Annotated in this window: 22 protein-coding genes and 1 tRNA gene; 11 read left to right on the top strand and 12 right to left on the bottom strand. The window is 61.0% G+C overall.

Features of this window, described 5'->3' with window-relative positions; all coding sequences use genetic code 11:
* The first annotated feature begins 260 nt into the window (after positions 1-260).
* The 6 genes from bcsN to AC1D35_RS03735 all read left to right on the top strand — a co-directional run bounded on the left by bcsN (position 261) and on the right by AC1D35_RS03735 (position 10,164).
* Complete coding sequence (bcsN, locus tag AC1D35_RS03760) at positions 261-1,244, top strand: cellulose biosynthesis protein BcsN (RefSeq protein WP_113308443.1); 984 nt, start codon at positions 261-263, stop codon at positions 1,242-1,244.
* 54 nt (positions 1,245-1,298) lie between these two features.
* Entirely contained in the window at positions 1,299-3,497 is a 2,199-nt protein-coding gene (bcsA, locus tag AC1D35_RS03755) for a UDP-forming cellulose synthase catalytic subunit (protein WP_113295313.1), read from the top strand.
* Complete coding sequence (locus tag AC1D35_RS03750; RefSeq protein WP_113308444.1) at positions 3,494-5,914, top strand: cellulose biosynthesis cyclic di-GMP-binding regulatory protein BcsB; 2,421 nt, start codon at positions 3,494-3,496, stop codon at positions 5,912-5,914. Before bcsA ends, AC1D35_RS03750 begins: the two co-directional genes overlap by 4 nt.
* A complete protein-coding gene (locus tag AC1D35_RS03745) occupies positions 5,911-6,957 on the top strand; it encodes a glycosyl hydrolase family 8 (RefSeq protein WP_113308445.1) in 1,047 nt (348 codons plus the stop codon). The genes AC1D35_RS03750 and AC1D35_RS03745 overlap by 4 nt, the downstream gene beginning before the upstream one ends.
* Positions 6,954-9,320 carry a cellulose synthase gene (locus AC1D35_RS03740; RefSeq protein ID WP_113308446.1) on the top strand — a complete coding sequence of 789 codons (2,367 nt, stop codon included), beginning with the start codon at positions 6,954-6,956 and terminating at the stop codon, positions 9,318-9,320. The genes AC1D35_RS03745 and AC1D35_RS03740 overlap by 4 nt, the downstream gene beginning before the upstream one ends.
* Before the next feature lie 175 nt (positions 9,321-9,495).
* Positions 9,496-10,164 (top strand): HAD family hydrolase, encoded by a 669-nt coding sequence (locus tag AC1D35_RS03735; protein WP_477832779.1) that lies wholly within the window; start codon positions 9,496-9,498, stop codon positions 10,162-10,164.
* A 35-nt stretch (positions 10,165-10,199) separates the two neighbouring features.
* Here the strand turns inward: AC1D35_RS03735 and AC1D35_RS03730 are convergent, their stop codons facing one another.
* Together AC1D35_RS03730 and AC1D35_RS03725 are read right to left on the bottom strand one after the other, a co-directional pair.
* A complete protein-coding gene (locus tag AC1D35_RS03730; RefSeq protein WP_113295317.1) occupies positions 10,200-10,832 on the bottom strand; it encodes an outer membrane protein in 633 nt (210 codons plus the stop codon).
* Positions 10,833-11,047: 215 nt separating this feature from the next.
* A complete protein-coding gene (locus AC1D35_RS03725; protein ID WP_113295318.1) occupies positions 11,048-11,359 on the bottom strand; it encodes a hypothetical protein in 312 nt (103 codons plus the stop codon).
* Positions 11,360-11,405: 46 nt separating this feature from the next.
* Here AC1D35_RS03725 and AC1D35_RS03720 point away from each other — a divergent pair, with 46 nt between their 5' ends.
* Positions 11,406-11,648, top strand: a complete 243-nt coding sequence (locus tag AC1D35_RS03720; RefSeq protein ID WP_113295319.1) for a hypothetical protein — start codon at positions 11,406-11,408, stop codon at positions 11,646-11,648.
* A 162-nt stretch (positions 11,649-11,810) separates the two neighbouring features.
* Here the strand turns inward: AC1D35_RS03720 and AC1D35_RS03715 are convergent.
* A tRNA-Pro gene (locus AC1D35_RS03715) sits at positions 11,811-11,887 on the bottom strand.
* Between the two features lie 520 nt (positions 11,888-12,407).
* Between AC1D35_RS03715 and AC1D35_RS03710 the strand changes: the two genes are divergently transcribed.
* Positions 12,408-12,629 (top strand): hypothetical protein, encoded by a 222-nt coding sequence (locus AC1D35_RS03710; protein ID WP_113308447.1) that lies wholly within the window; start codon positions 12,408-12,410, stop codon positions 12,627-12,629.
* Positions 12,630-12,656: 27 nt separating this feature from the next.
* Here the strand turns inward: AC1D35_RS03710 and AC1D35_RS03705 are convergent, their stop codons facing one another.
* Positions 12,657-12,890, bottom strand: a complete 234-nt coding sequence (locus tag AC1D35_RS03705; RefSeq protein WP_113308448.1) for a DUF982 domain-containing protein — start codon at positions 12,888-12,890, stop codon at positions 12,657-12,659.
* Positions 12,891-13,072: 182 nt separating this feature from the next.
* Here AC1D35_RS03705 and AC1D35_RS03700 point away from each other — a divergent pair, with 182 nt between their 5' ends.
* On the top strand, positions 13,073-13,285 hold the full coding sequence (locus AC1D35_RS03700; protein ID WP_113301191.1) for a hypothetical protein: 213 nt from the start codon (positions 13,073-13,075) through the stop codon (positions 13,283-13,285).
* Between the two features lie 3 nt (positions 13,286-13,288).
* Here AC1D35_RS03700 and AC1D35_RS03695 read toward each other — a convergent pair whose 3' ends face one another.
* The 6 genes from AC1D35_RS03695 to AC1D35_RS03670 all read right to left on the bottom strand — a co-directional run bounded on the left by AC1D35_RS03695 (position 13,289) and on the right by AC1D35_RS03670 (position 18,427).
* Positions 13,289-13,438, bottom strand: coding sequence for a hypothetical protein (locus tag AC1D35_RS03695; protein ID WP_477851808.1), 150 nt, complete (start codon positions 13,436-13,438; stop codon positions 13,289-13,291).
* Between the two features lie 61 nt (positions 13,439-13,499).
* Positions 13,500-13,793 (bottom strand): DNA-binding protein, encoded by a 294-nt coding sequence (locus AC1D35_RS03690; protein ID WP_113301192.1) that lies wholly within the window; start codon positions 13,791-13,793, stop codon positions 13,500-13,502.
* Positions 13,790-15,064: an O-antigen ligase family protein gene (locus AC1D35_RS03685; RefSeq protein ID WP_113308449.1), complete on the bottom strand. Its 1,275-nt coding sequence runs from the start codon at positions 15,062-15,064 to the stop codon at positions 13,790-13,792. Before AC1D35_RS03685 ends, AC1D35_RS03690 begins: the two co-directional genes overlap by 4 nt.
* Positions 15,061-16,623 (bottom strand): undecaprenyl-phosphate glucose phosphotransferase, encoded by a 1,563-nt coding sequence (locus AC1D35_RS03680; RefSeq protein ID WP_113308450.1) that lies wholly within the window; start codon positions 16,621-16,623, stop codon positions 15,061-15,063. Before AC1D35_RS03680 ends, AC1D35_RS03685 begins: the two co-directional genes overlap by 4 nt.
* 55 nt (positions 16,624-16,678) lie before the next feature.
* Positions 16,679-17,848: a glycosyltransferase family 4 protein gene (locus AC1D35_RS03675; protein WP_113308451.1), complete on the bottom strand. Its 1,170-nt coding sequence runs from the start codon at positions 17,846-17,848 to the stop codon at positions 16,679-16,681.
* 3 nt (positions 17,849-17,851) lie between these two features.
* Complete coding sequence (locus tag AC1D35_RS03670; protein ID WP_113308452.1) at positions 17,852-18,427, bottom strand: polysaccharide biosynthesis/export family protein; 576 nt, start codon at positions 18,425-18,427, stop codon at positions 17,852-17,854.
* Between the two features lie 187 nt (positions 18,428-18,614).
* Here AC1D35_RS03670 and AC1D35_RS03665 point away from each other — a divergent pair, with 187 nt between their 5' ends.
* Positions 18,615-20,792, top strand: coding sequence for a GumC family protein (locus AC1D35_RS03665; protein WP_477851807.1), 2,178 nt, complete (start codon positions 18,615-18,617; stop codon positions 20,790-20,792).
* Positions 20,793-20,872: 80 nt separating this feature from the next.
* On the opposite strand, the gene AC1D35_RS03660 is transcribed toward AC1D35_RS03665, so the two are convergent.
* Positions 20,873-22,108: a GNAT family N-acetyltransferase gene (locus AC1D35_RS03660; protein ID WP_113308454.1), complete on the bottom strand. Its 1,236-nt coding sequence runs from the start codon at positions 22,106-22,108 to the stop codon at positions 20,873-20,875.
* A gap of 124 nt (positions 22,109-22,232) precedes the next feature.
* The gene (locus AC1D35_RS03655) at positions 22,233-22,442 is read right to left on the bottom strand and encodes a DUF2842 domain-containing protein (RefSeq protein ID WP_029616260.1); all 210 of its coding nucleotides are present in this window, start codon (positions 22,440-22,442) and stop codon (positions 22,233-22,235) included.
* Between the two features lie 115 nt (positions 22,443-22,557).
* On the opposite strand from AC1D35_RS03655, the gene AC1D35_RS03650 reads away from it, so the two are divergent.
* Positions 22,558-23,661, top strand: coding sequence for a COX15/CtaA family protein (locus AC1D35_RS03650; protein WP_113308455.1), 1,104 nt, complete (start codon positions 22,558-22,560; stop codon positions 23,659-23,661).
* Positions 23,662-23,671 lie beyond the last annotated feature (10 nt).

Genomic DNA, 23,671 nt, shown 5'->3' with positions numbered 1-23,671 from the left:
ATCGGAGAGAACGCCTACCATGCTTCATGGTTCCGACCGCGAAACGCGGCGCGTAGAGGCGGGGCAAGGTCGAAGTTACGCTCGCAGAGGTAGAGTTTTCGTAAGCTCTACCCGACAAAACTGTTGGCGAGCTGTTGACCATTTGTTAACCATAAGCATCGTTTATTCCTAATGAACGACATAGGGGTTGTTGATTCGCAAATTCGTCGCGCTTTGTCCCTTCAGACAAAGATTAAAAATACGATAGCAACGGCCAGGACATGCATTTTCCGAAGACGATATCGGTGGTGGCCATTGCGGCCATGATAGCCGGCTGCACGTCGACAGGTGGAGTGCGTCGGCCGGCCGGGCCTGAGACCGTGGAGCCGGAAAAGGCACTTGTCCTGCCGCCTCCTGGCGGTCCGTCGATCGTCAGCGTCGTTGAGCGAAAGCGCGGAAATGGCGTGGAGCAGACGATATCGCTCTTCACCTCGTCGTCGGTTCAGGGCCAGAATTTCCTGAAAGCGCAGTTTCTCGGCGCGTCCGGCGCCAATCCCGGCGTCAGCAGCGATTCCTACCGGATGATCCGGGAGGGGGATATCGCCCGTGAGACGGCGCGCTCGGTTCCCGGCGTTCCGATGGCAACGTCAGCCACCTTCCTGCAGAACAGCTACGGCCCCTTCGGTTACGCCTCTGGTCAGAGTCGCGGCGGCGATACCTGCATTTACGCCTGGCAGCAGATCCGCTCAAGCCAGGCGGCGCACACGCAGGCGCGCAACTTCGGCATGATCCAGCTCCGCCTGCGACTTTGTGATGCGCGCGCCACCGAGCGCCAGCTTCTCGCAATCGTCTACGGCTACACCGTTACCGGCACTTTCGATGGTGATATCTGGAATCCCTACGGCGCTCCGCCGCCGGCCAATCCGGCACTCGGTCAGACCGGCGCGCCGATCTATCCGGACGAGGGTGGTTATCGCCCGAACTCCATGCCGATCGGCTACGAGCCCGCTCCGGCCGCGATCCGCCAGCCACGGGCCGTAACCGTACGCCGCGTGCAGGGCCAGCCATCACATGCCGCCCCGGTTCTGCAGCCGCCCGTTGGTCCCCGCGTGCCGCTGCCGACTGACGACACGCAAACGAATGCGATAGAGCCGCCGGCAGAGGCGCCGGCACCGATCGAACAAACGGCAAGGCCGATCGGTGTGACCGTGCCTTCGCCTGATTGTATAGGCGATGCGGCCATGACGGTCGCCTGCCGGAAATAGCAACATGCCCGATGCGCCGATGCGCAGCGGTCGTGTCATTTCGAAGGAACGTCCATGCGTAAGGCTGGCAGTATTGTCATATGGGCTGTGGTGTCGCTTTGTGTGATCGCCTTGGTCACATTGCCCGTCAATCTGCAGACCCAGCTCATCGCCAGCATCACCGTCGTCACGGTCATGGCGCTCATCAAGGTGTTGAAGGGGGAGGGCACATGGCGCCTCGTGGCGCTTGCCTTCGGTACGTCCATCGTGCTGCGCTATGTCTACTGGCGCACGACCAATACGCTGCCGCCGGTCAACCAGCTCGCAAACTTCATTCCCGGTCTGCTGCTCTATCTCGCTGAAATGTACAGCGTGATGATGTTGGCGCTGTCGCTCTTCATTGTCGCGACCCCGCTGCCGTCGCGTCCCTCGCGCGCCGGCAAGCTCGAGCGCTTCCCCCATGTCGATGTCTTCGTACCGTCCTATAACGAGGATGCCGGCCTGCTTGCCAATACACTTGCCGCCGCCAAGGCGATGGATTATCCGGCCGATAAGCTGCACGTCTGGTTGCTGGACGACGGCGGCACACTGCAGAAGCGCAATTCCGGCAAGCTGATCGAAGCCCAGGCCGCTGCGGCCCGCCATTCCGAGCTCAAGCAGCTCTGCATCGATCTCGACGTCAATTACCTGACGCGCGACCGCAACGAACACGCCAAGGCCGGCAACCTCAACAACGGCATGCAGCATTCGAACGGCGAGCTGATCGCCGTTTTCGACGCCGACCATGCGCCGGCGCGCGACTTCCTGCTGGAGACGGTCGGCTATTTCGACGACGACCCGAAGCTTTTCCTCGTCCAGACGCCGCACTTCTTCATCAATCCGGACCCGCTGGAACGCAATCTGCGCACCTTCGACAAGATGCCGAGCGAGAATGAGATGTTCTACGGCATCATCCAGCGCGGCCTCGACAAATGGAACGCCGCCTTCTTCTGCGGCTCGGCAGCGGTATTGAGCCGCCGCGCACTGCAATCCACCAACGGCTTCAGCGGCATCAGCATCACCGAGGATTGCGAAACAGCACTTGCCCTTCACGGCGCCGGCTGGAACAGCATCTATCTCGACAAGCCGCTGATCGCCGGCCTGCAGCCGGCAACCTTCGCAAGCTTCATCGGCCAGCGCAGTCGCTGGGCGCAGGGCATGATGCAGATCCTGCGCTTCCGCTTCCCGCTGCTCAAGCGCGGTCTCACCCTGCCGCAGCGCTTCTGCTACATGTCCTCGTCGCTGTTCTGGCTGTTCCCGTTCCCGCGCACGATCTTCCTCTTCGCGCCGCTCTTCTATCTCTTCTTCGACCTGGAAATCTTCACGGCTTCCGGTGGCGAGTTCCTGGCCTATACGCTCGCTTACATGATCGTGAACCTGATGATGCAGAACTATCTTTATGGATCGTTCCGCTGGCCGTGGATTTCCGAACTCTACGAATATGTGCAGACGGTGCACCTGTTGCCGGCCGTCGTCTCGGTCATGCTCAATCCGCGCAAGCCCACTTTCAAGGTTACCGCCAAGGACGAATCCATCGCCGTCAGCCGCCTGTCGGAAATCAGCAGGCCCTTCTTCGTCATCTTTGCAGTGCAGATCATCGCCGTCGCGATCACCATCTACAAGATCTATGCCGAGCCCTATAAGGCGGACGTCACCCTCGTCGTCGGCGGCTGGAACATCATCAACCTCATCCTTGCCGGCTGCGCGCTCGGTGTGGTCTCGGAGCGCGGGGAGAGGGCATCTTCCCGTCGCGTGCGCGTCAATCGCCGCTGCGAATTCGGCGTCAACGACCAGTGGTACCCGGCCTCCATCGAGGACGTCTCTGTCCATGGCGCGCGCCTGCACATCTTCAACAAGCATTTCGATGCGGTGCAGGTCGGTGCGCTTGGCGAGATCCGCTTCCGGCCCTATAGCGGTGCCGATCTCGAAACCCTGCCGCTCATCGTGCGCAACATCGAACCGTCGGGCGATATCACCAATCTCGGCTGTCAGTACCAGCCGAAGAGCGCGCTGGATCACCGCCTGATCGCAGACCTGATCTTCGCCAACTCCGATCAGTGGACGCAGTTCCAGGCTTCTCGCCGTCGCAATCCCGGCCTCATCAGGGGCACCATCTGGTTCCTCGGCCTCTCGCTCTACCAGACGAGCCGTGGTCTGGTTTATTTCTTCCGAAGCATGCGGCCGGAGCGTGAAGAGCATCGACAGCAGCAGGCGGCAAAGGTGAACGCCGGATGAGAAAGCTCCTCGCCGCTTCCTTTCTTCTGGTCGGCACGTCTGTTCTCGCCTATGCGCAGACCGCGCCCTTCGATATGTCCGGCGAGCGTCCGGCGGGCACGGCGCCGGTCGTTCCGCGCCTGACCCTGCCTGCTCATCCTGTTCAACCGGCGCCGCCTCCCGCGCAGACGCAGCCACCTGCGCCGGCAACGCCTTCCGTCCCGGCGCAGGCCCAGCCGCAACCCTCCACGCCGCCTGCCGTCCGTCCCGTCGCGGCGGCTCCGCAGACCGGCGATTTCAAGCGCTATATCGTGCCCTTCTCCGAACTCGGCCTGAGTGGGGAATACGACCGCAGATCGTGGTCGATCTATCTGACGACGGAGGAGGCGGCGGCGAAAGCGCGGTTCACCTTCACCTATCAGAATGCCATCGTCGTCGCTCCCGAGGCGTCGCAGCTGACCGTGTTCATCAATAACCGTGCCATCGGCCAGCAGCAGGTTGGTTCGCCCGATAGCCCGTCGGCCGTCAGCTTCGAGGTTCCTGCGGACCTGCTGCAGCCCGGCGCCAACCTCATCACCTTCGAGGCCAACCAGCGCCACCGCACGGATTGCAGCGTCGATTCCACCTATGAGCTCTGGTCGAACATCGATCCGGCCGGCACCTATCTGAGCTTTGCCGGCCGCGATGCCAGCCAGCTTTCCGGCACCGATGCTATCCGCGCCATCGGCGTCGATGGCACCGGGAAGACGCAATTCGATCTGGTGGTTCCGGCGATGGAACAGCCCGGTACCACCAAACCGCTTCTGCGTCTGGCGCAGGGCCTGTCGCTTCTGAGCGGCATGCCGAATCAGATCTTTGCCTTCAGCACCGGTGCGCTGCCGGCAGGCGGTCCCGGCAAAATGTCGGTGCTCGTCGGCACCGCGGCGGAGCTGCGGCCGATCTTCCCCGGCCTTCCCCAGAGCGCTGAAAGCGCGCCATTTGCCGCCTTTGTGACCGACCCGGGCAGTGGTTCGCCTGTCCTGCTGATCAGCGGTCCATCCTGGCAGGCGGTTTCGACAGCGATCGATACCATCGTTTCTCCAACCGACCGTGCCCCTGAAATACGCCGCGACGTGCTGACCACGCAGCGCTGGACGGCGCCCGACGCGCCGCTGCTCTTTGCCGACACGCGCATTCCGCTTTCGCAGCTTGGAATACGCACCGTCGACTTTTCCGGCCGCCGCTTCCGCACCGGCTTCAATATCGCCGTGCCGGCCGATTTCTATGCCAATGCCTATGGCGAGGCGAAAATCCTGCTCGATGCCGCCTATTCCAGCAAAGTGCTCCCCGGCAGCCATATCGACATCTATGTGAACGGCAACATCGCCTCCACCGTGCCGATCGCCACGACCAACGGCGGCATTTTCCGCCAGCTTCCGATCCGCGTAACCATGCGGCACTTCAAGCCTGGCCTGAATTCCATCGCCATCGAGGCAGTTTTGATGACCGAGGACGATGCCGCCTGCGTCCCCGGCGCGACGGCCTCGCAGGCGCCGCGCTTTGCACTTTTTGACACGTCCGAATTTCATATGCCGGATTTCGCCCGCGTCGGGCAGCGTCCGAATCTGGCGGCCATGACCGGCACCTCCTATCCCTACGGGCGCAATCCCGATCCGACGCCACTGTTTATCGACCGTACCGATGCCGACACGCTCTCGGCCGCGGCGACCCTGCTTGGTCAGCTCGCCATCATGGCCGGCCACCCGATCGCAATCGAAACCGTCGCCTCGCCGAGCGTGATCGGCGATCGCAACGCCATTTTCATCGGCTCGATTTCGCAGATGCCGGCAACGGCGCTCACGCAGGTCAATGTCGCAACGGCCAGCCAGGCTTCGTGGCGGCCGGTCACCGACCCGCAGCCGACCGAAATCGATAACGGCACGGCGCTGGAGGAATGGCGCTCACGCATCACCGGCGGCGCGCTGCAGGGCCACATAGAGGCGTTCCGCGAATGGCTGCGCCGCAACTTCGACATCACTGGCAGCTCACTGCAATTCATCCCAAATGCCGAACAGGTATTCACGCCGTCGGATGCGGCTACCTTGATGATCGCCCAGGGCAAGAGCCCGGACGGCGGCGGCGCCTGGACCGTCGTCACGGCGCCCTCGGCCAAAGATCTGCGCGAGGGGCTGAATGCGCTCACCGCCCAGATAAACTGGCCGCAGATATCGGGCCATATCACCACTTATTCCAGCCGCACCGGCAAGATCGAGAGCGTGCCGGTTACGCGCTTCGATTTCGTACCCACTGGGGGTTTGTCGATCGCCAACTATCGCCTGATCGCTGCCAACTGGTTGTCGACGAACATTCTTTCCTATTCCTTCCTGCTGGTGGTCCTGTCGCTTCTGATCGGCCTGGTCACATCAAGAATGCTCTTCAGGCTCGGCAGGTCGAAATGAGGGGCTGGGTCGTCACATTGCTGGCAGGCACGATGATGCTGGCGCTCGCCGGTGAACGGGCCTTTGCCCAGCAGCCGCGGATCAGCGGTGAGGCGTGGGCCGCCTACAAGGCGAAGTTCCTCGATCCGAGCGGCCGCATCGTCGATAACGGCAACGGCAATATCAGCCATAGTGAAGGGCAGGGCTACGGCCTGCTGCTTGCCTATCTGGCCGGTAGCCCCGCCGATTTCGAGCAGATCTGGTACTTCACCCGTACCGAGCTGCTGCTGCGCGATGACGGCCTTGCCGTGTGGAAATGGGATCCGTCCGCCACGCCGCACGTGACAGACACCAACAATGCTTCTGATGGCGACATATTGATCGCCTATGCGCTTGCGCTGGCGGGTTCGGCCTGGAACCGGAGCGATTATATCACTGCCGCTACCCGTATGGCACAATCGACGCTATCAGAAACCGTGGTCGATTTTGCCGGTCGCACGCTGCTGATGCCCGGTGCGGAAGGCTTCTCCGGCGCGGATCGCGACGACGGCCCCGTCATCAATCCGTCCTATTGGGTCTATGAAGCACTTCCCGTCATGGCAGCGCTTGCGCCGTCCGATCAATGGCAGAAACTCGCGGATGATGGCCTCTCGCTGCTCAAGTCCATGCAGTTTGGCCCGCGCAAGCTGCCCGCCGAATGGGTGAGCCTGAAGCGCCAGCCGCAGCCGGCCGAAGGTTTCGACGCCGATTTCGGCTACAACGCGATCCGCATCCCGCTCTATCTCGCACGAGGCGGCGTGACGGACAGGGCGCTGCTGACGCGCCTCAAAGAAGGCATTACCGTAAACGGTGTGCCCGCCACTATCGACCTGACCACCGGGCGGCCGAAGACGTCGCTCTCTGATCCTGGTTATGAAATTGTTAACCACGTTGTGGCCTGTGTATTAGACGGAACGAAACTTCCTGCCGAAGCGCTGCAGTTTGCGCCCGCCTATTATTATCCATCAACGCTTCAGCTTCTGGGGCTGGCCTATGTCGGGGAGAAGCATCCAGAGTGTCTGTGAAATCTTCTCTCGTAGCGATCACGGCAGCAGCTTTGGTAGCGACACTGATCGCGGGGCTGAAAGACCGCGAAGCATTGCAGGAGCGTTTCGGCTTCGGTGGCAAAACCCCCCAACTCATGATGATGGGTCGCATCAAAGGGCCGGATACCCCCTCCAATCCTCCGATCGACGTGCAGACCGTGGCGGAGCGAATCCAGGCCGCGACACAGGATAATTCCGCCGATCAGCCCCAGAGCTCATCCCAGACAAACCTGGCCCAAACGGCTCCGTCGCAGACAGCCCCGGCCCAGCAGCCGGCTCCGGTTCCGGTGGTCCCGCAGACCGCACCACCCGCAGCCCCTGCCAGTGCCACACCGGCCAATCCGCCGCCGACAGGCACGGCAGCAAGCCAGCAGCCGGTCGTCGATGAAAGCGCCCTTCGTTATTTTGCAAGCCGCGGCGACAAGGTTCGCCTGCAGGCGGAAATCTCCCGCCTTCAGGCGCTCTATCCGAACTGGGTGCCGCCCGCCGATCCGCTCGCCATTCCGCAAAATGGCGACCGGCAGCTCGAAAATATGTGGCAGCTCTATTCGGAAGGCCGCTACGCCGAGCTGCGCAGGGCGATTGCCGATCGTCAGACCACCGAAAGCGGCTGGCAGCCGCCCGCCGACCTGCTTGACCGCCTCGATGTCGCCGAATCCCGCGCCCGGCTGGTCAATGCCTCCGATCTCAAACAATATGCGACGGTCATCGATATCGCTGCCCAAACGCCGAGCCTGCTGACCTGCGCCGAGATAGACATGCTCTGGCGCGTTGCCGAAGCGTTCGTTGAGACAAACAGGCAGCAGCGTGGGCAGGATGCCTATACCTACATCCTGAAGAACTGCACCGACCCGGCCGAACGTGTGGCGACTATCCAGAAGGCTGCCGCTCTTTTGCCATACGGTTCGATGCAGGCGCTGCTTTCCCTCGAAAAACCTGCGGATGCCAATGGTGTCAGAGAATTCGACAGCCTGCGTGACGATCTTGCCCGCCGCTTTGTTGCCGATGGCAACGACGATGCCAAGCTGGAAGTCGCTGCCGATTATGTCTCCCGCGTCGAGAAGCTTGCCGGGCAACAAGGGCTGGCCTCGGACGCACTGCTGCTCGGCTGGTATCACCTTCGCCGTAACAATGAGGCGGATGCCGAAAAATGGTTCCGCATGGCCCATGATAAACAGGATTCGGCCGTCGCTTCGCAGGGTCTGGCGCTGGCGCTCATCGCCCGCAAGTCACCGCAGGAAGCCGAGGACGTCATGTACAAATGGCGTGACGATTCCAAGGATGCGACCGCCACTTATCTAGCCGCAACCGCCAACCTGATGGCTTTGCAGCCGCCGGCCGATCTGAGCGAGGACGTGCTCGGCCGTATCGCTGCTGCGATCATCGAGCAGAAATATGTGCCGACGGCACAGCAGTTCGGCTGGTATGCCCGCTCTCTGAACCAGTTCCAGACGGCCGCTCGCTGGTTCGAGACGGGGCTGCGCTGGAAGCCGGATGACGAACCCTCAGCCTACGGCCTTGCCGTTACCCGCCAGCAGTTGAACGATCGTGCCGGCGTTGCCGAGATCCAGCGTCTCTGGGCCGGTCGTTCGACCCGTATCGCCACGCTGAACGATACGTCTGACGTCCCCCGTAGCAACGCTCCGTTACCGGCTCCTGGCTCTGCGACCGAGCCGGCGCCTGCAGTTCTGCCTGCTGCACCGCAGGTCCAGTCCGCGCCGAGCGAACGCAACATGGCCCTCCAGCCGCAGACCGTTGCGCCGGCAAGGTCGACGCGAGTCATGCAGACGGTAGCGGTTGAGCGTGGTCCTCGCCAGCTACGCGGTTGCTCCACGACCATTGATCCGACCCGCCTCAGCCCCGGCGACGCGCTGACACGCGGCTGGTGCCTGATGGACATCAACAGGCCGATGGAAGCGGTGAAGGCTTTCGAAGCAGCGCTGGCAAGCCCTGTGCGCAAGGAGCGTGAGGATGCCGCTTACGGCCAGAGCCTTGCCTATCTGCGCGCCGGCCTTTCCAACAGTGCTGCAGTCGCGGCGACCAAGGCGCCGCAGAACCGCGACCGCGCTTCCGAACTGCAGGTGGCGATCCTTGCCGATCGCGCGCTTGCGGCCTTCGAAGGCCGCCGCTATCGCGAAGCGCTCATTTTTCTCGACCAGCGCGCCCAGTTGCAGCAGGAGCGCGTCGATCTCATGGTACTGCGTGGCTACAGCTACATGAACCTGAAGATGTATGGTGACGCCACGCGGATTTTCGAGGCTGCGGCTGCCACCGGCAATCGCGATGCCACACGCGGCCTTGCGGATGTGAGGAGCATTACCCATCCCGAAGTCAACGACTAAGGCGCGTCACGACCTTTTTCGATTCGCTTGCCCCGCTTTACGTCCTTGTTTTCCGCATGTCGTTGTCGCAAAACCGCTGCATACTTTTGCGCGGCATGCTTTAGGTTGACGCCGCTCCTGCGCTCGGCTAGTCGCGGGGCAACCGACGGCTTTCCGCATCGCAAGGAAACTTCCTTTGTCCACTTCCCATCGCGTTCTCGACAAGACCTACGATGCCTTCCTCTTCGATATGGACGGCACGGTGCTGAACTCCATCGCGGTCGTCGAGCGCGTCTGGAGCGAGTGGGCTCTCCGCCACGGCTTTGAGCCCGAAGTCCTCCTCAAGACCATCCACGGTGTTCGGGCATCCGACGCCATCCGCCAGCTCGGCCTTCCCGGTGTCGATCCTGTTGCTGAGGCCAAGCAGCTTCTGAAGGAGGAGATGGAGGATTTCGGGGGCATCGTCGAGATCCCGGGCTCCATCCGTTTCCTGAATGCACTGCCTGGGGATCGTTGGGGGATCGTCACCTCGGCGCCGATCGAGCTTGCTCGCCGCCGCATGGCAGCTGCAGGCATTCCCATGCCGAAAATGATCGTCAGCGGCGAGGAAGTCTCGTCAGGCAAGCCGAGCCCGGAATGCTATCTGCTCGGCGCAAGTCGCCTCGGCGTCGATCCCGCCCGCTGCCTGGTATTTGAGGATGCCGTGGCAGGCATTCTCGCCGGCGAGGGCGCCGGAGCCGATGTCACTGTTATCACCGAAACCCATGCGACGCCCTTCGAGACACCGCACCTCACCATCGCCAACTATGCCGCGTGGCAGCCGCGTGTGACGGCGGACGACAAGCTCGCGCTCTCGGCCATATAGTCTTGCAGTCTGAATAGTCTTGAAGGCAGAGGGCTTCAGAATTTGTAGCCCACGCCGATCATCACGACATGCTGGTCGATGTCGCCGTCGAGTCCGAGAAGATCGGCGCTACCGTAGTCATTGTAGCGATATTCCAGCCGGCCGAAGACATTTTTGGTGAAGGCGTAGTCGACACCTGCGCCGATCGTCCAGCCTGACAGCGTATCGCTGTCGTCGCCTGCAGGACCGTCGATATGGGCCTGCGCACCCGTCCAGCCTGCTGCGCCATAGATCAGCGCACGATCGATTGCATAGCCGAGCCGGGCGCGGACGGAGCCGGCGGTCTCGAGGCCGACTTCAAACGGACCGACATCGGCCTTGTCCCAGTTATAGGAAACGTCGCCTTCGATACCGAAGACGAAATTATTGTCGAGCTGCCAGTTGTAGCCGACGAAGCCGGTGATCAGGCCGCCATTCATGTCTTCGGAAAAGACGTCAAAATCGCCATTGGCCCAGGTCGGCCCGCCGCCGAGACCGGCATAGAAGCCCGTCCATGTGAAGACCGGAGCGATCTCGGCTGCCGGTGCAGCCGGAACCTCATCGACGGCGTCAGCCGCCATGGCTGAGCCGGCGACAAGGCCGGCAATAATGAAGGTGGCGGCTCTGGCGGATACGAAACGAAGTTTCATGACTTCCCTTTGCCGAAAAGCCCGGCCAAAGCTCGTTTAAGATCCGACTGCTTCGGACTGAAACCGCATCGGCACACAGCACATCGCAGCTGCGGGCGAGCGACCCGCAAATCACGCTTTTCTAACGCCGCTTCGGGGGGAAGGTTCCGTGGGGAGAAATCGCAGCCAGACCGGATGGAATCCGGCCGCCCGGTAGGACCAGAGGCAGGCGAGGCTCAGAGCCTGATGCGATTGCCCTTGTTGTCGATCATCTGCAGCACATCGCCATCCGTCTTGATCGAGATGCAGTCCGTCTGCTTGTTGGGGAAAAGAACGCAGATCTGGCCGTCTGAAATCTTGTAGCCGTTCTGATTGCCCTTACGGTATTCGTAACCATTCGGGGCCTTCCGCAAATCGCCGGCGCCCTTCAGAAGCTGCCGGATTTCTTTTTCCTTGGCGTTCCGGAACTGGACGTTTTCTGCCAATGCGATATGCGAGGAGGCCAGCGTCACGATCACGCCGATGAGAAGTGAGCGGCTTGGCAGCATGTGATAAACTCCAGGCAATGGTCTGCAGGAAAATGAAGAGAGTGAAATGATCAGGATCGTTCTTGCCTTAGCTTTAGCAATGCTTGCCGGTAATGCAATGGCTGTCGATCCGAGAAATCCGCGCGTCGACCGGCAAACCTACCAGGATTGCCGCCGCTTTCCCGAGCGTTGCGCCGGCGACGACCGCAACCGCAATCGCCGCGACTATTACCGTGACAATACCCGCCAAGGCTCGGGCCAGTACATCTACCGCGGCCAGCGCCGCATATGGACGGATCAATCGCGCTAGAGCGCCGTGCGTCCATTCGGACGTACAAAGGACGCTCTAACTCTTTGAATCTACGCATCAGGCTTGCCGAAAGTTGATTCCGATTTTCGCGCCGATGCTGTAGGCACGCGCCGCGCCCTCACTCTTGTGAGTGTGAAAAGACTGAGATTTCAAGGGATTAAATGGTCGGGGCGACTGGACTCGAACCAGCGACCCCTTGACCCCCAGTCAAGTGCGCTACCGGGCTGCGCTACGCCCCGACCTGCCGAAACGGCTTGCTCCTGTTAGACTTTTCGGTTTTTGGACGCAAGGGAAAAATGCCGCCACGATCATAAAACGGAACTTGTCCAAGGGAATGTCTGCCGGGGAGCTTCTGGCCCGCCTCTTCAGCACCGCCTGGAGGCCTCTCAACCTGCCGATGAATGCCGAAAAAAGTCTGCGCAAAGCAGCAAAAATCCTTACATATGCCTGTGTGGCATGGAAATCCTCCCGCCCGTGAGCAATATCGTACCAAGCTGGTCCGGGACTTTATCGAAATAATATACAGTTTCGGTTGTATTTTTTTGGCACTAAATTTTCAGTAAAATATTTCATCAATATTTCTGTCAATATCCCCGCTTAGGAGATGTAATTTATTTTGCGTTCAGCTGAATATGCCTGTGATCGAAGCTGATATGTGCGCTCTTTCCAATTTTTGATTGTTTGAAATTGAAATTTATTCGCAATTTTGCTGCTAAGCGTGTAAAGAAGAGAAATCGTGGAAAAGCATAGTTTGGGCTTATGACGATCGACAATAACAGGCAGGATTGCCGGCAGACCCTCGCCGCCGCATTTAAGGCCCTTTCCGATGACGCTGTGAAAGCCGGCTGGTCGGAGTGCGACGTTGCCCTTGCGCTTGCGGAGCTTGCCGAAGCGCACGTGGCCGAGGTCGGCGCCAAGGTGATCGTCGAAGGCTTTAGCCAGTCGCAGCTTTATGCAGCGAGCGCCCGGCTGAAATTCTGAGCTGAAAGTCTGACTGGCCCTCAATCCTCATATCAATAGCCCGGCTGTCCTGGCAGCCATTACGAAAGATGCCTGCGCTGCGCGCGGGCTTCTCAGCCCATCCATTGCATCAAGGCAGTGCTGGAGCGCGACACGGTATTCGCGTCCCGGTTTCGCCGGCCAGCGTTTGAGATATTCCACGGCTTCCCAGACGGTTGCGACAATGAAGCTGCTGCTTGGAGACTTGACCCTTACAGACGAGGGGAAGCGTTTTTCGCTCACGGCTCTCTCATTCCAATGTTCCAAACGGCCCCGTAACGCACGAGACACGACATTGTTCCCGAGATTTTGATTGCACGGTTGCTAAAATTTTGGGCTACGCGCATAATGCGAATAAAGCTGGCAGGGAGGGCGTCGGCTGCGCAGCGATGATGCGTTGTGCCCTCTAAGGGAAATGTGGCGCGATGTTGAAATCGTCAGTTCACCCCCAGGATTTACCGCTCTTTTCGGAAGATATCGACTTGTTGTCGCAGGTTCTGAGCCAGGTTTGCGATGACAGCGGCATCGCTCCTCGCACGCCGGAGGCAGACCGCATCGGGGCGGCCCTCATCCAGCTTTACAGGCAGGGCGTGAAGGACAGCGGCAAGCTGACCGTTCTCGCAAAGACCTATCTCTGAAACTCAGTTCTCCTCGATCGAGACACCGTTCTTGCCGATGCTCATCTCGATGCCTTCGGGTTTGCTTTCCTCATGGAAGATATACGCGCCGAGGCCGATGACCACGACGACAAGCGCACCGATGACAAGATAAAGACCGTTGTTCCGATTCAAGACAGGCCACCCCAACACGTTGACAGGACAGCCGAAACGCCTGGGGCGACGCTTGGTTCCGTCAATCGTCGTTGGCGGCGTTGAGGTTTTCCGGCCTGATGCCGTCATCGCTGGAACTGCGGGCGCGCAAGCGTATGCCAGGGCCGCCTTCATCCTGATTGCCGCTGGCGATGAAGATGATGCCGTGGGCTTCCAGCGTGTTGCGCACGTCGATCGTGGCTCGCGTCTCGCCCGCCCATTCACCGTTTTCCAGCGCCTGGACTGTTTCGATGGAAAGCCCTGCATGAGCGGCGAGGTCCTCGATGCTCATGCCGATCATGGCGCGTGCGCCGCGTATCTGTGTCCCTGTAATCATGCCGGAAATCTAACGCTTTTGTCGAACTTCTCAAGTGTTTGTGAGCGGACTGAACGCTTGTGGCGAACTTCAAGCGCCGCGCAGCCCCAGACGATGCCGAACAACAGGTAAACGTGCCGCCAATGGTCGATGTCGATCACGTTGCCGATCGCTGCATGGCCGAGAACGGAGATCCAGGCGACCATGAGGAAAGGCTGCCATGGCCGGTCGAGCAGCATGTTTCGGAAGCCGAGATAGAGTGTCCAGCACAGCATGCCGATGTAGCTGATGAAGCCCAGCCAGCCGTAGGTGGTCAGCGATTTCAGCCAGATATTGTGCTCGTCTTCCGGAAACATGGTGCCGAAGACCAGCGGCCCTATGCCGAGCGGCCTTTCCATCATCATCTGGAAGCCGATGCGATGGCGGTCGAAACGGCCGAGATGCTCGCCGTCATATTGTTGCACGAGCTGGGCGCGGGCGGAAAAGAGCTGGCTGACCTTGGGAACCTGCAGCGCGACCAGCAGCGAGGCCGCCATCAGGATGACAGCGCCCAGCGAGAGGATCAGCACCCGCAGCCGGAAGGCGCCGCTTCGTTCCTTCAGCAGCATGACGAAGATCAACACCGCCACGGCAAAGGCGAAGAGACCCCAAGCCGCGCGCGAGAAGGAGAGGAAGATGCCGAGCGCCAGGCTGAGCAGCGCTCCCGCCTTGATCGGCGAGCTTCTGAGATTCCCGGCGAGAATGCCGTGGACGAGGTAAAGCGCCGGCGGCACGAGGAAGGGGCCGAAAACGTTCGGATCCTGGAAGGCGCCCTTGGCGCGGTCGTAAAGCGTGAAGACTTCAGAGCCCGGAAAGGCATGGAAATAGCCGAGAATGCCGAGCAGGGACGTGATAACAGCCGCAAAGCTCCAGGCATTGAAGATCAGCGGCAGCCGCTTGTGGCTGTCTTCGATGATCGCGGCATAGAAGATGGAGGTCAGCGCCAGGAAAGTGGAGACGGCAACATACATTGGACCGGTTGCCAGGTCCCGCATCTGGGTGAGCGACAGCATTCCGCCGATGTTGAAGGTCAGGAGCAATGCCATCAGCGGCGCGGTGGTGCGGGATATTTTCAGGCCGAGGATGAACCAGAGGCCGATCAGCCCTGCCATCCACAATTCATAAGGCGCAGGCTCGTCGATGACGAAGCCGGAGAGAAAGACCCCGAATGCGACCGCCGCCGAGCCGATGAGGCGCAGCGTCAGCCGTTGCGGCTGGGCCACGCGCACACGGGTGGCGTCGATCGCGCTCAATAGGCGTTTTCCGTGTTGAGCAGCCGGACCGGCGTCAGGAACAGGATCTTGAGGTCGAACCAGAGCGACCAGTTCTCAATGTAATAGAGGTCGTAGGCCGTGCGGAACTTGATCTTCTCATCATTGTCCACTTCGCCGCGCCAGCCATTGATCTGCGCCCATCCGGTGACGCCGGGCTTGACGCGGTGGCGTGCGAAATAGCCATCGACAATATCGGCAAAAGCGCGGTCGTGCGCCTGGGCAAGCACGGCGTGCGGACGCGGGCCGACCAGCGAAAGCTCGCCCTTCAGCACGTTGAAGAGCTGTGGCAACTCGTCGATCGAGGTCTTGCGGATGAAACGGCCGACGCGGGTGACGCGCGGATCGCCCTTGGTGACGGCTGCCTTTGCCGTCGGATCACTCATGTTGGTGTACATGGAGCGGAACTTGAAGACATTGATGACTTCATTGTTGAAGCCGTGACGCTTCTGCTTGAAGAAGACCGGTCCTTCCGAAGTCGCCTTCACGGCAATCGCTGTCGCCACCATGACAGGCCAGAGCAGGCAGAGCGCGACGATGGTGAAGAAGATATCGAACACGCGCTTGGCGACGGAATCCCAGTCGCGGATCGGCTTCTTGAAGATGTCGAGCATCGGTACCGAGCCGACATGTGAATAGGCACGCGGGCGAAAACGCAGGCGATTGGCATGTGCGGCAAGGCGGATGTCGACCGGCAGCACCCAGAGCTTCTTCAAAAGCGCGAAGATGCGCGCTTCGGCAGAGAGCGGCAGTGCGATGATCAGCATGTCGATGCGCGTCATCCGCACGAATTCCACGAGTTCGCTCACCGTGCCGAGCTTCGGATAGCCGGCGACCATGATCGGCGAGCGCTTCTCGCCACGGTCGTCGAAGATGCCGCAGATACGGATGTCGTTATCCGCCTGCTGCTCCAGCATCCGGATAAGTTCCTTGGCCGGCTCGCCGCCGCCGACGATGACGGCGCGGCGCTCCATGATGCCGTTGCGTGCCCAGTTGCGCACGCCCTGCGCCACGAGGAAACGCTCGATGACCAGGAAGAGCGCGCCCACAATAAACCAGATGCCGTAGGATTCCGCGGTCGCGGCGCTCAGACCGCGCAAGAGCGAGCAAGCGCCTGTTATCAGCACGAAGACGATGGCGAATGCTGCGAAGGCGCGCGGCAAATACCGCACGCGGGCTCTGAGAGCCGGAATGGAGTAGGTATCGGCCACCTGAAGCGCTACCACGGTCAATGCCGAAATGATCGCCGCCATGACAGCCCGCATCAGGATACTGTCGCTGCCGTCGCCGGGTGCGAAATAAAAGGCGACAAGGCCGATGACGAACTGTGTCAGGAATTCCAGCAGCCGCAACTGGCCGATGATGATGACAGGCGAATAGGTTCCATCACGGAACTGCTCTGCGATCTGACGGGCATAGGAATTGATGGGCGGCGTCTCGCCGTCCGCATGCGTAGAGGCGTCGCCGCGCGTCTCCGTATCAGAGACCTGCTTGCGCAGGGCTTCCACGTCGAACTGTCCGCTCTTTTCCAGCTTGTTCATGGGGCTTCATCGCTCGTTGATGTGAGCGGGATAACAGAAAGCCCCTAAGAAACTTTTACGAGGCGGCCTTAATTGCCTGTCCCGCAGCGGGATTGACGAGCTCGCTATAGAGTTTCAGCACCTCATGGGCCATGACCGGTGCGGAAAAGACGGACTTGACCGTGTCGGGAGAAGGCATGACCTTGTCGTGCCAGTCGGGCACTGTCAGTGCTTCCGCCATCACCCGCGCCAGATCGTCGGAATCTCCGGGTGTAACCAGTGCGGGACTGTCTGCGCCAAGCACCTCTGGAATGCCGCCGACGCGCGAGGCGATGACCGTCTTGCCGGCGCCGAGCCCTTCCAGAACGATGTAGGGCATGGCTTCGGCGCGGGAGGGAACGACGAGATTCTGCGCCATGGAGAAGGCGTCCTTGACGCGCATCGCCGGCAGCATGCCGATGCGCTTGCCGAGGCCACGCTCCACCATCATCTCGCGGTAGCGGTCGCGCTCCGGCCCGTCGCCGATCATCAGCGCCGAAAGTGGCCGGCCGAGCAGGCGCTCGGTCTTGGCGAAGGCATCGATGAAGAGATCCGGACCTTTGAGGTCGCGCAGCATGCCGACATAGATGAAGTGAACCGCATCGGAGCGGGTCGGAATGTCGGAAAAATCCCGCACGCCGATGCCGTTGTAGATCAGCCGGTTCTTGACTCTCGGCCGACCCACCTTGCTCGCATAGGTTTGCCGCTCGTATTCGCAGATGAAGACCAGCGCATCGGTGAAATATTCCTGCAGCCGCTCCATGCGCAGCACGAACTGGCCGAGCAGGGAGGCGCGGGAATAATGCAGGCTTCCGCCATGCGCGGTATAGAGGCGGGCTACGCGATACCTGTTGACCCGCAGGGCTGAGCCGGCAAGCCGCGCGAGCACACCGCCCTTGGCGCCGTGCCCGTGCAGCACATCCGGCCGCAAGCTCCTGATTTCCTTGAATGTGTTCCAGAGCACCATGGCATCGGACGGGCTGATGGAGCGCCGTATCGGAACGCGCGTCAGACCGAGCGAAAGATAAGGACGGATATCGTCGAAGAGACGGTCCTCATATTCGCCGCCGGTCGAGCTGTCGCAGATGATGCCGATTTCGTGACCCGCCCGGCTATGTTCCTCCACGAGATCGCGGACATGACGGAAAATTCCGCCGACTGGCGATCTGAAGCAATGGAGGATACGGAGAGGCCTCTGCTCTGCCATCGACTAGAAGAGCCGTTCGCGGACATAGATCGTGTCGCCAGCGATGATCGGGCCTGAAATATTGACGCGGCCCGTCAGCACCTGCCCGTTGATCTTGCGCGTAACGTCGACCATGCTCTGGTTAGCGCGGTTGGTAAAGCCGCCGGCGACTGCGATGGCGTTCTGCACGGTCATGCCGGGCACATAGGCATACTGGCCGGGCTGGCCGACTTCGCCCATGATGAAGACGGAGCGATAGCGGTCGACATCGATGGTGACATCAGGGTCGCGAAGATAGCCCTGCTGCAGCTTCTGCGCGATCTGGCCGGAGAGCTGTTGCAGGGTGCGGCCGCGGGCAGGGACCTGGCCGATAAGGGGGAATGCGATATAGCCGGCCTGATCCACCGTATAGGTATTGGTCAGGGTTGCCTGATCGAAGACGGTGATGCGCAACCGGTCGCCACTGTCGAGCGAATAGGGCTGGATCGTCGCTTGGTTGAAGGCCTTTGGCGCCGGCCGATAGGTGGTGCAGCCCGCCAACGCAGCCATCACGGCGGCGAGGCTCATAGCCATCAAGGTCTTGGGCTGGACGAAGGGCATCCGCTCGCTCACAGGAAGATAATTCGGTCGAGCCGTTATCGATCTATTAGGGTTAATGCCCGGTAAAAAAACCGCCGATTTCCGCAATTCCTTTGTCAGGAGCGTGTTGTTTGCGCGGGAATTGCCATTAACCGTTGAGTTACCATGGTCGTTTACGCTTGGGGCAGTTCGTATTGGAGTAATGAGTATGTCCCGCGTAGCGAGTGATCAGGATGTGGACATCGACCTCGGCCAGCTTGTGCGCGCGGTCTGGGCCCGTCGTCTGAGAATATTGACGATCACCGCATTGGGTGCGGCTGTAGCTTTTGCCGGCGCCAAGATGGTTTCGCCGCAATATCGCAGCGAGACGCGCGTCCTCATCGAACCTCGCGCTCCGGCCTTTGCCAGCACCCAGACGAACGACGCCAGTGCCGGGCCGCTGCTCGACGAGCTGAATATCGCCAGCCAGGTGCAGATCCTGCAGTCGGCGGATCTCATCAAACAGGTCATCAACAATCTGAAGCTCTACAATCTGCCGGAATTCGATGCAGCCGCGAACGGCTCCGCGCTCACCGATATTCTGGTGTCGCTGCATCTGAAGAAGAATCCGCTGGAAAATCCGCCGGAAGAGCGTGTCATCGACGCCTTCACCCAGCGCCTGCAGGTTTACCAGGTGCCGGGCTCGCGCGTTATCGGCATTACCTTTACCTCCAAGGATCCGAAGCTCGCTGCCAGCATTCCGAACGCCATGGCGCAAGTCTATCTGGCGATCCAGAGCGGCGCCAAGCTCGACTCCAACACGGAAGCCACGCGCTGGCTCGAGCCGGAGATCGACAGCCTGCGCGAGAAGGTGAGCGAGGCCGAGAGGAAGGTCGCCGATTACCGCACCACCCATGGCCTGCTGCAGACCAACGGCACGACGACCTTCACTGCGCAGCAACTCAACGACATCTCCGTCGAGCTGACCCGCGTGCGCACGGACAAGGCGAATGCCGAGGCGAGAGCGCAGGCCGTGCGCAACGCGCTCTCTTCCGGCGAAGCCTCCGACACGCTGAGCGATATTATGTCGTCGCAGTCGATCCAGCGGCTGAAGGCGACGGAGTCCGGCCTCCAATCGCAGATATCAGACCTGCAGACGAGCCTGCTCAACAACCATCCGAGGCTGAAGAGCCTGCGCGCTCAGCTTGCCGATATCCGCACGCAAATCCGCCAGGAAACGCAGAAGATTCTCGCCAGCATCGAGAACGAGACGAAGGTTGCCGATCTGCGCGAACAGGAATTGGAACAGCAGTCCGATCAGCTGCAGGCCAACAGTGCGAAGGCGGGCGAGGACGGAGTGGGTCTCAACGCATTGGAGCGGGAGGCGAACGCCCAGCGCCAGCTTCTGGAGACCTACCTCGTTCGCTACCGCGAAGCCGCTTCCCGTGCCGACCGGAATTCCAGCCCCGCGGATGCCCGCATTGTTTCGAAAGCGATCGAGCAGGTCGATCCCTATTTCCCGAAAGTCGTGCCGATTGTCATCGTTGCCGCGGTCGCAATACTCATCATGAGCGCGATCGTCATCATGCTCTCCGAACTCTTCAGCGGCCGCGCGCTGCGCCCGGTCGAATCTGTGGGTGCCGAACCCCGCATCATCGAAGACAGGGCCGAGGAGGGGGGGCCGGATGAAGGGCAGGACGAAGTGCGGCCCATTTCCCCGGCGAAGATTGCCAGGCCCAGCATGCTGACGGCAGCCGTCGAAGACGACGAGGAGCCAGAAGCCGAGCCTGTCACGGAAGCACCCGCCGACGACAATGAATTCTCCGTATCGTCAGTCGCGAGCTATCTCATCGACTGCCGCGCACCGCTTGCCGTTTCGATATCTCCGACCGGTGACAATGGCTCCGCCGCAACCGTTGCCCTGGCGCGCAGACTGGCCGACGACGGACGCCGCGTGATCGTGATCGACATGACAGGCTCGGGCTATCCGACCGAACTGATGGCCGAAAACCCCGAGGCATTGGGCGTTACCGACCTTCTCTGCGGCGAGGCTGCCTTTGGCGAAACGATCCACGGCGACCGGATGTCAGATGCGCATCTGATCCCGCAGGGTGCGAGCGATGTGCGCCGCGCCATGCGGGGCGTCGACAGGCTTTCGCTGCTGCTCGATGCCCTGTCATCGGCCTATGATATCGTCCTGGTGGAATGCGGCGCAGCCGATGTCGCCGGCGTTTCGCGGCTGACGCGCAGCAAGGAAATCGAGATTATCTTGTCGCTGCCGGAGATAGATGAGGCTGCTTTCGTCGGCCTGATGCAGGATTTCCAGAGCGCCGGCTATGAGCGCGTCGTCCTGATGTCGGGCGGCGAAGAGGCTGCCATGTACACCCCCGCGCGGCACGCGGCCTGATCTTTAAAGCGTGTCACTTTAAATCTTTGTTTTACGCATGTCGCTGTCGCAAAACCGCTGGGCACTTTTGCGCGACATGCTTACCCAATCTTGGCCCGAATGCTCTGGGCGAATTTATACAGACCGGGGCGGGCCTTGATGAAGGCCTTGCCGCGGGTGATCGCCCGATGCGCCGTGCCGGCCGCGATGCCGATGCCGGAGATCGGCAGAACCACATCATAATGGTCCGTTTCGACGGGCGCCCAGGAGCGCTTGTAGGTCTGGTCGCCGAGACCGAAATCGAAGAGAGCGACTCCCTTGCCGTGCAGACCCGATATCATCTGCCAGAAGAGGAATTCACCGGGGCTTGCATCCGCAATGAGATCCTCGTCGATCGCGCCGAACTGGCAGATGACGTGGTCACCCTTGCGGGAAATGCCTGATAGGGCAGCGATGCGCCCGTCATATTCGCCCTTCAGGCGCAGGCCCCGCATCTGCAGGCAGAAGCTGTCGCCACTCCGCCTGTCGATCAGCCCGTGCAGGAACGTTTTGGTCTCGGTATCCGCGAAGACATCGGGCAGGCCCAGCGAGGCGAAACGCGCGCTTTTCAAGCGGAAGAAAGTGTCGAGCAGTTCGTGCTGTTCGGTCAGGTCGTCCGGCGCGATATAGTCGAAACCACCAACCGCCTCCAGCCGCCGGCTCTGCACACGGAATTTCTTGCGCCGGTTCTTGGCATTCAACTGCTGCAGCGTCTTGTCGAATGTATCGAAGAGCGGAAGCTGATAGGCGTGGTTCTGGTTCTGGACCATGGGCAGGCCGGCAAGCATGCTGCGGCGGCTGCGCCATTCCAGCGGGATATTCTGCAAGAGAAGCAGATCGGCCTTGCCGGCGAGCGCTGCACGAAGGCGAGCGGCAAGGTGATGGCTATCAACCGTATCGCTGTCTTCGGCAAAAGCCGGCGAAAACAGGCCGGTATTGATGTTGCTGTGGTCGGCGCCGATGAATTTGGCGATCCGCATGCCGCGCGAGGCGAAGATTTCCACCGGCAGGATGAAGGCGGTATGGCCACCACTCCTGCCACGCAGGATGGCGAGCGGCCGGCGAAAGGCCGTTACCCAGGCCGCGCACCAATCGTAGCTCTGATGCAGCGAGGAAAGGTTATCGCGCTCCAGCGCGCGCCATTCCTCCTCCAAAGGCTCCATCCTGTCGAAAAGCTGGATGTCGAGTTCGGCCATTGCGAGTTTCACGCTGAGCTGCCGCAGCCGGGAAATGCCGGCATCGGCTTGCGCCGCAGCGTCGAACTTTTGTTCAGGAACATCGAGCCTCTGCGTCTGCACTTTCTTTCTCCGGTCGAGAGATCGCTGCAGAGGAAGGTAGAGCGGGCAGACGTATATTTGGTTTAACCGCCGCGCCGGAGCGAGGTTTTCCGCAGATCAGGGTTATCCCGCCGTTAATCGGGCCCTACTGCTGTTTCGGACCGGCCATCCACTTGATGATCACCATCGCCGGCAGCACCCAGAGCAGGCCGGTGAGCGCGAAGTAAAGCAGGTGTCCCCACCAGGGCGCATTGCCGAGCGTCGCGACCGCGATCGTATTCGCCACAATCGCATAGAAAAGCACGAGGATGATGATCAGGATCGTGCCGATGAATTTGCGAAGGCGGATGGGCATCGTATAACTTTCGAACGGATGGGACTGAGCCGGCGCGACGGCATGCCGCAAAGGTTCGGGGCTTGTTTTGCATCAGCCGGTGGGGCAAATCAACTGCCGGATAAAAGGAGAGATCATGGCCGTCGCGAACCTGAACCCGGAGCAGGCGATCCGCACCGAAGTACGCAGGCAGGACAACAACCGCCGCGCCGTGCGTATCTGGCTGGGTTTCGTGTTGCTGGCGCTCTTCTGTCTTGTGCTCGTCGGCGGCGCGACGCGGCTCACCAATTCCGGCCTCTCCATCACCGAATGGAAACCGATCCATGGCGTCATCCCGCCACTGAATGCCGCCGAGTGGGAAGAGGAATTCAAGCTCTACCAGCGCATTCCCGAGTTCCAGCAATTGAACAGCGACATGACGGTCGATCAGTTCAAGGGCATCTTCTGGTGGGAATGGGCGCACCGGCTGATCGCGCGCGGCATCGGCGTGATCTTCGCGCTGCCGCTCATCTTTTTCTGGGCGACGGGCAGGATCGAGAAGCGCCTGCGCTGGCCACTTGCCGGCATCCTGGCGCTGGGCGGCCTGCAGGGCTTCATCGGCTGGTGGATGGTCTCCTCCGGCCTGTCTGCGCGCACGGATGTCAGCCAGTACCGACTTGCCACCCATCTCGTCATGGCCTGTCTGATCTTCGCCTCCTGCATGTGGATCATGCGCGGGCTCTCGCCGCATTCCGAGGATGCGGCTCCGACGAGGAATTCCCACCGCTGGGCGGCGGTGATCGCCATCTTCTCGCTCTTCCAGATCTATCTCGGCGCGCTGGTCGCCGGCCTCGATGCCGGCTTCACCTATAATACCTGGCCGCTGATGGATGGCGCCGTCGTGCCCTCCGACCTCTTCATTCAGCAGCCCTTCTGGATCAATCTCTTCGAAAACCCGAAGACGGTGCAGTTCATCCACCGCTTCGGCGCCTACACGCTCTTCGCTCTGGCGCTCGTCAATATGGTGATCGCATTGCGCGCCGCATCCTGGACCACCCATGCGCGCCGGGCCGTGGTACTCTTCGCCCTCATCACGATCCAGGCGGCAATCGGCATCACCACGCTCTTGCTTGAAGTGCCGCTGCACTGGGGCCTGCTGCATCAGGCAGGTGCGTTGGTGGTATTCGGTTTCGCCGTCGCCAACTGGCGCGGCTATTACGGCGAATATCCCCGCGCAACTGTTATCGCCGAACGCGATTGAGCAGTGTAGC

Source organism: Rhizobium sp. P1_E6, from assembly GCF_056405875.1.
This window is presented reverse-complemented; position numbering and strand designations above follow the sequence as displayed.